Origin of the sequence: Kineosporia sp. A_224 (assembly GCF_002198655.1) — a bacterium.
Taxonomy (GTDB): domain Bacteria; phylum Actinomycetota; class Actinomycetes; order Actinomycetales; family Kineosporiaceae; genus R-H-3.
The window spans coordinates 21,095-27,727 of record NZ_MWLN01000239.1 but is presented as its reverse complement, the minus strand read 5'-3'; the positions used below and the strand labels follow the sequence as shown (position 1 = coordinate 27,727).

Here is a 6,633-nt window from a genome sequence, read left to right as displayed (position 1 = left end):
CCTGCCCCTGCCCCCGCCCCGCCGCTGCGGCGGGTGCTCGCCCAGGCGCGGTTCGACGCGACGGTGCTGCTCCGCAACGGCGAGCAGCTCCTGCTCACGCTCGTGCTGCCCGCCCTCGCCCTCGTCGGGCTCTGCCTCACGGACGTCCTCGACCTCGGGCCGGGCCGCCGCGCCGACGTCGCGACGGCGGGGGTCCTCGCGCTCGCCGTCATGTCCACGGCCTTCACCGGGCAGGCCATCGGGACCGGCTTCGACCGCCGCTACGGGGTGCTGCGGCTGCTCGGGACGACGCCGCTCGGCCGTGGCGGCCTGCTCGCGGGCCGGGTGCTCGCCGTCGCCGTCGTCGAGGTGGTCCAGGTGGCGGTGCTCGGCGGGATCGCCCTCGTGCTCGGCTGGCGGCCCGCCGCGGCCGGGCTGCCCGCCGCGGTGCTGGTCCTCGCCCTGGGCACGGCCGCGTTCACCGCCCTGGGCCTGCTCCTCGCGGGGACGCTCCGCGCCGAGGGGGTGCTCGCCGCCGCCAACCTCGTGTGGGTCCTGCTCCTCGCGGCCGGCGGGGTCGTCGTCCCGCCGGACCGGATGGGCGGCTGGGGGCACGTCGCGGGCCTGCTGCCCTCGGGGGCGCTCGGGGACGGGCTGCGGGCCGCCCTCGTCGACGGCGCGCTCGACGTCCGCGCGGCCGCCGTCCTCGCGGTCTGGGGCGCGGGCGCCGCGGTCCTCGCCGGGCGGTTCTTCCGCTGGGACTGACCGTCCGGGAAGGCGGCGGAAAACTCTTCCGCATCAGGTGCATCCGGCTGCGGGGGTCGCGGCGAAGTGGGGTCTGAAGGCTCTACCCACCCACGACAGGAGCACCCAATGCGCCCCCTGCGCGTCCTCGCCGCCACCGGTGCGGTGGCCCTCGGGCTCGGCCTCGCGGCCGCCGCCCCCTCGAGCGCGGCCGGCACGTCCGACGTCTCGGTCCTGCACGGCGTCCCCGGCCTCACGGTCGACGTCTACGCCAACGGTGACCCGCTCCTCACCGACTTCAAGCCCGGCACCCTGACCGACCCGGTCAAGCTGCCCGAGGGCACCTACGACCTCGCGGTCTTCCCCGCGGGCGAGGACCCCGACGGCACGCCGGCCATCAAGGCCGACGACGTCGCCGTGCCGAGCGGTGCGAACATCACGATCGTCGCGCACCTGACGGCCGACGGGACCCCCGTCCTGACGCCGTTCGTCAACGACACCAGCCGGATCAAGCCGGGCGAGACGCGTCTCACCGTCCGGCACACGGCGGCGGCCCCGGCCGTCGACGTCCGCGCCGGTGGCACGCCGGTCTTCGAGGGCCTCGAGAACCCGAAGGAGGCCAAGGCCGACATCCCCGCCGCCAAGGTGAGCGCGGACGTCGTCCTCGCCGGCACCGACACCGTCGCGATCGGCCCGGCCGACCTCGACCTCAAGGAGGGCACGAACACGATCGTCTACGCGTGGGGCTCGGCCGAGGACAAGAACCTCGCCCTCGCCGTGCAGACGATCAGCGGCCTGCACTCGGCACCGGGCGGCGTCCCGTCCGGCACCGGCGGCCTGCTCGAGGACGGTCTCCCGATGCCCCTCGTCGCGGTGACCGTGGTCGCGCTCGCGGGTGCGGCCTTCGCCGGGCGGCGTGCCGTCCTCGCGACCCGTCGCGGCTGACCTTCCCGCACCACCCCGCCCCGTCGTCCCCTGCCTGCCGCCGGGGACGACGGGGCGGGCCCCTGCCCGACCGCCGTCCCGCCCTGTCCCGTCCGTCCGATCCTCACGAGGAGCCGTCGTCATGCGTCGCTGGTGGATCCTCGTCGCCGCGTGCCTCGTCGTCGCCGTGGCGGCACCGCTCGGCTGGTGGCTCACCCGGCCGTCGGCCTCCGAGGGCGTCGCCGTGACGTCCGTGGGCGCCGTCCCCTCGTCCTCCGCGCCGTCGTCGGCGGGCCCGTCGTCCCCCTCCGCGTCGCCGGAGCCGTCGGCCTCCGCGTCGGCGTCCCGGCCCGCCGTCCCGAAGGTCACGGCCCGTCCGGCCGCCCCCGAGGACGAGGGACCGGAGGCGGCGACGAACCCGGTGTCGCTGTCGATCCCCGCCATCGACGTCCGCGCCGCCGTCGACCCGGTCGGCGTCCAGAAGGACGGCTCGATGGTCATTCCGCGCTCGGTGGACCGGGTCGGCTGGTACCGGTACGGGCCTCCGCCGGGGTCCGCGGCGGGCGCCGCGGTCGTGGCCGGCCACGTGGACTCCAAGGCCCAGGGGCCCGGCGCGATGTTCCGCCTGCGCGAGGTCGGCGTCGGCGACCGGGTCGACGTCCGGCTCGCGGACGGCCGGACCGTCCGCTACCAGGTCGTCGGCAAGGAGACCCTCGTCAAGAAGCGGCTCCCGACGGAGCGGCTCTTCGCCCGGGACGGCGCACCGCGCCTGGTCCTCATCACCTGTGGCGGGCCCTTCGTCCCCGAGCTGTCGAGCTACCGCGACAACCTCGTCGTCGTCGCCGAGCCGGTCGGCGGCGCGGCATGAGCCATCGCGGCCCCGGCGACACGCTGACGCGCTCCCCGGCCGGTTCCGGCCAGGCCGTCGAGGTGTGGCTGCGCGGTCCCTCCCCTACCGTGATCGAGGTGACGGCTCACGTTCCCCTGCACCGGCCCGGCCGGGCTAGCGTGGTCCTCGACACACGTCCCCCAACGCGCGAGGTCCCGGCGCTCATGAGCGACGACGCAGGTCCGTCCGACGAGGAGGTCGGCAAGCTCTTCGCCCACGGCGAGGAGCGTGCCCTGGCCCTCGCGTACGAGCGCTGGGCGGGACTCGTCCACGGGCTCGCCTGCCGGGCCCTGGGAAGCGGCCCCGACGCCGAGGACGTCACCCAGCAGGTCTTCGTCTCCGCGTGGACGGGGCGCGCGGGCTACCGCCCGGACAGCGGCCCGCTGCCCGCCTGGCTCGTCGGGATCACCCGGCACCGGATCGCCGACGCGCACGCCCGCCGGGCACGCGAGGCCCGGGTCCGGGACGCCGCCGAGGCCCTCCACGACGTGACCCCCACCGCGACCGTGGACCGCACCGCCGAGGACCGCGTCGTCCTCATGGGCGAGCTGTCGAAGCTCGGGCAGCCGCAACGGGGCATCATCGAGCTGGCGTTCTTCCACGACATGACGCACGACCAGATCGCCGCCCGGACGGGACTTCCGCTCGGGACGGTCAAGAGCCACATCCGCCGCACCCTGGTGCGGCTGCGCGACCGGCTGGAGGTGGACGGTGCAGCACTGTGACGACGACGCCCTCGCCCTCGTGGCGCTCGGCGAGACCCCGTCCCCGGCCGACGCCGCGCACCTGCGCGGGTGCGCGCAGTGCCGCGCCGAGGTCGAGTCCTTCGGCCGCACCGTGGCCGCCGGCCGTGGCGACCGCTCCCCGGCGGCCGTCGTGCCGCCGCCCGCGCACGTGTGGGACGGCATCGTCGCCGCGACCGGCGTCGGGGTCCGGCCGCGCAGCGGTGACGTGCTGCCGCCCGCCCCGCCGTCGCCGCTGCCGGCGTACGGTCCCGCGAGCGTCCCGGCGGCCGCCGACACCGTCGCACCCGTCCTGCGGATGCGGCCCCGGACCACCCGCGGCCGCCGGTGGCCGATGCTCGCCGTCGCGGCGTCCGCCCTCGTCGTCGGCGGTGTCGGGGGCTCGATGGTGACCCAGCTCCTCGACGGCGGAGACCCGCAGCCGACGCCGATCATCGTGGCCCAGGCCGCGCTCGACCCGCTGCCCGTGGACCCCGCGGCGAGCGGCCGGGCCGTCATCGTCCAGGCGGACGGCGGCCGGGTGCTCGAGGTGGACGTCTCGAAGCTGGCGAGCACCGACGGGTTCTACGAGGTGTGGCTCATCGACGCCTCGGTGAAGAAGATGGTGCCGATCGGCGTCCTCACCGGCAGCACCGGCCGCTTCACGATCCCGGACGGCCTCGACCTCGGGCAGTACCCCGTCGTCGACATCTCCGCCGAGCCGCTCGACGGCGACCCCGTGCACTCGGGGAAGAGCCTGCTGCGCGGCACCATCCCGGGCTGACGCCGGTGACCGGCACGGGTGTGCCCGCGCGGGGACCGGCCATCCTCCACCCGGCCCGGGACCTAGGTCGGGACCTCCGGCGCGCGCTCGCCGGAACCCGCCGCCTAGGGTGGTGGACGTGAGCACGACCTCCGACGCGACACCCTCGGTCACGGTCCCGGACGGCGCTGCCGGCGTCACCTCCCGTCGCACCTGGGTGGACCGCGCGATGCGCCCGGCCCTCCTCGCCAACCTCGTCATGCAGGTGGGCATCGTCCTCACCGGCGGGCTCGTCCGGCTGACCGGCTCCGGGCTCGGCTGCCCGACCTGGCCGCAGTGCGTGCCCGGCTCGTACACGCCGGTCGTCGAGCAGCCGCAGGGCGTCCACAAGTACATCGAGTTCGGCAACCGGACGCTGACGGGTGTCATCGGCATCGCGGCCCTCGCCGCGTTCGTCGTCGTCCTCGCCGACGTCCGGCGCCGGCGCGCGGCGGGCGGTCCCCGCGAGGGCGGCCTGCTCCTGCTCGCCGCCGTCCCGTTCCTCGGTGTCGTCGCGCAGGCCGTGCTCGGCGGCATCACGGTGCTCGCCGGGCTGTCCCCGCAGACGGTCGCCGCGCACTACCTGCTCTCCGCGGTGCTCATCGCGGCGTCCACGGTGCTGCTCCTCGTCGTCCTGCACCCGACCGAGCGCGTCGCGCGCCGCGAGGTGCACTGGATCGCCTGGGCCGTCGCGGTGGTCTGCGGCGTCGTCCTCGTCCTCGGCACGGTCGTCACCGGCTCCGGCCCGCACTCGGGCGACGCCGAGACGCCGAACCGCTTCGGCTTCGACCCCCGCACCGTGAGCTGGCTCCACGCGGACGCCGTCTGGCTCTTCGTCGGCCTCGTCGTGGCCCTCATGCTCGCCATGCGCCTCGTCGGCGCCACCCCGGCCGCGCACCGCCGCGCCACCTGGCTGCTCGGCGTGACGCTGCTCCAGGGCGTCATCGGCTACGTGCAGTACTTCACCGGGCTGCCGGTCACGCTCGTGTCGCTCCACATGCTCGGGTCGGCGCTGCTCGTCGTCGCGGTGACCGCGTCGGTCGCCGCGGTGACGGGGCTCAGCAGGCCCGCTGCGGTGCGCACGTCCTCTGGCGGCTGACGCACCTCTCGCGCAGCGCCCGGGTACGCCCTGCATCTGCGCACCCGTCCTCTGGCGGGTCCCGCACCTCACCCGCTCGCATCCTCTGGTGTCGAATTCACCTGCCCCCGTCCTCTGGTGTCCGAAGCACCCCAAAACGCGATCTTGGGGTGCTTCGGACACCAGAGGACGAGCGTTGGGTGCATAGATCACCAGAGGACGAGCGCCGACGCGTGCGAAACCCGCCAGAGGACGCGCGCACCCCACCCAGGGGTAGCCGCAGCACGCTCAACAGCGGACCAGCATCACGCTCGGAAGCCGACCAGCATCACGCTCGGGAGTCGCGACGAGCATCACGCTCGAAAGTCGACCAGCGTCACGCTCAGAAGCGGACGAAGGGGTCCACGGCGACGAGCACGAACAGCAGCGTCAGGTACGTGATCGACCAGTGGAAGACCCGCATCGGCTGGATCTGCGCGACGCCGGCCTTGGCACGGCCGAGCAGCTTGTAGGTCTCGGTGAGGAACACCGCGCCGAGCAGCACGGCACCGACGGCGTAGACCGGCCCGGTCGGAGCGACGGGCACGAGCAGCAGCGAGCAGGCGATCATCGCCCACGTGTAGACGACGCACTGCCTCGCGACCTCGACCGGGGACGCGACGACGCCGAGCATCGGCACCCGCGCGGCGGCGTAGTCGTCGCGGTAGCGCATCGACAGGGGCCAGTAGTGCGGGGGCGTCCACAGGAAGATGACCCCGAAGAGGATGACCGGGGCCCAGTCGAGGCTGTCGCGGACGGCGGCCCAGCCGATGAGGACCGGCATGCAGCCGGCGGCCCCGCCCCAGACGATGTTCTGCGGCGTCCGGCGCTTGAGGACCAGCGTGTAGACGAAGACGTAGAAGAGGATCGCCGCCAGCGCGAGGACGGCGGACAGCACGTTCACCGTGAGCGCGAGCTGGGCGACCGACACCGCGCCGAGGGCGACGCCGAAGACGACGGCGCCGCGCGGGCTCGCCTCGCCCGTGACGAGCGGACGCCGCTCGGTCCGGTGCATGAGGGTGTCGATGTCGCGGTCGAGGTACATGTTCAGCGCGTTGGCGCTGCCGGCCGCGAGGGTGCCGCCGACGAGCGTCAGCAGGATGAGCGACACCGACGGGAAGCCGCCGGCGGCGAGGATCATGGTCGGCACGGTCGTCACGAGCAGCAGCTCGATGATCCGCGGCTTCGTCAGGGCGACGTAGGCCCGGACCGTGCGCAGCACCGAGCGGCGCGGCCGGACGAGGATCGCGGCGGCCGGCAACGCCGACGCGGACCGCACGACGGCGGGCGGGCTGGGGTCGACGGTGGTCACGGCGTCCTCTGTGCTGACGGCAGAACACGCACACTCTACGCGCGCACCGGCCGCTCACACCCACCGGGCGCGCCATGTCACACCGACGCGCGGGCCACCGGCCGGGCGAGTCCCCGGACGACCGTCCGGACGACCCCCACGGCG

7 protein-coding genes are annotated in these 6,633 nt (G+C 75.0%); 6 read left to right on the top strand and 1 reads right to left on the bottom strand.

Annotation, left to right across the window (positions count from 1 at the left end; translation table 11 throughout):
• The 6 genes from EDJALFJO_RS32700 to EDJALFJO_RS32675 all read left to right on the top strand — a co-directional run.
• Nucleotides 1-744: ABC transporter permease (locus tag EDJALFJO_RS32700; protein ID WP_304441310.1), on the top strand; the 744-nt coding region annotated here is incomplete at its 5' end.
• 108 nt (nt 745-852) lie between these two features.
• A complete protein-coding gene (locus EDJALFJO_RS32695; protein ID WP_088290815.1) occupies nt 853-1,668 on the top strand; it encodes a DUF4397 domain-containing protein in 816 nt (271 codons plus the stop codon).
• Nucleotides 1,669-1,789: 121 nt separating this feature from the next.
• Nucleotides 1,790-2,515, top strand: a complete 726-nt coding sequence (locus EDJALFJO_RS32690) for a class F sortase (protein ID WP_088290814.1) — start codon at nt 1,790-1,792, stop codon at nt 2,513-2,515.
• Between the two features lie 185 nt (nt 2,516-2,700).
• A complete protein-coding gene (locus EDJALFJO_RS32685; protein ID WP_088290813.1) occupies nt 2,701-3,261 on the top strand; it encodes an RNA polymerase sigma factor in 561 nt (186 codons plus the stop codon).
• Nucleotides 3,248-4,042 carry an anti-sigma factor gene (locus tag EDJALFJO_RS32680; RefSeq protein ID WP_088290812.1) on the top strand — a complete coding sequence of 265 codons (795 nt, stop codon included), beginning with the start codon at nt 3,248-3,250 and terminating at the stop codon, nt 4,040-4,042. The genes EDJALFJO_RS32685 and EDJALFJO_RS32680 overlap by 14 nt, the downstream gene beginning before the upstream one ends.
• A 118-nt stretch (nt 4,043-4,160) precedes the next feature.
• Nucleotides 4,161-5,159: a heme A synthase gene (locus EDJALFJO_RS32675; RefSeq protein WP_198950865.1), complete on the top strand. Its 999-nt coding sequence runs from the start codon at nt 4,161-4,163 to the stop codon at nt 5,157-5,159.
• 361 nt (nt 5,160-5,520) lie between these two features.
• Here the strand turns inward: EDJALFJO_RS32675 and EDJALFJO_RS32670 are convergent, their stop codons facing one another.
• Nucleotides 5,521-6,456, bottom strand: coding sequence for a heme o synthase (locus EDJALFJO_RS32670; RefSeq protein ID WP_088290819.1), 936 nt, complete (start codon nt 6,454-6,456; stop codon nt 5,521-5,523).
• Between the last annotated feature and the right edge of the window lie 177 nt (nt 6,457-6,633).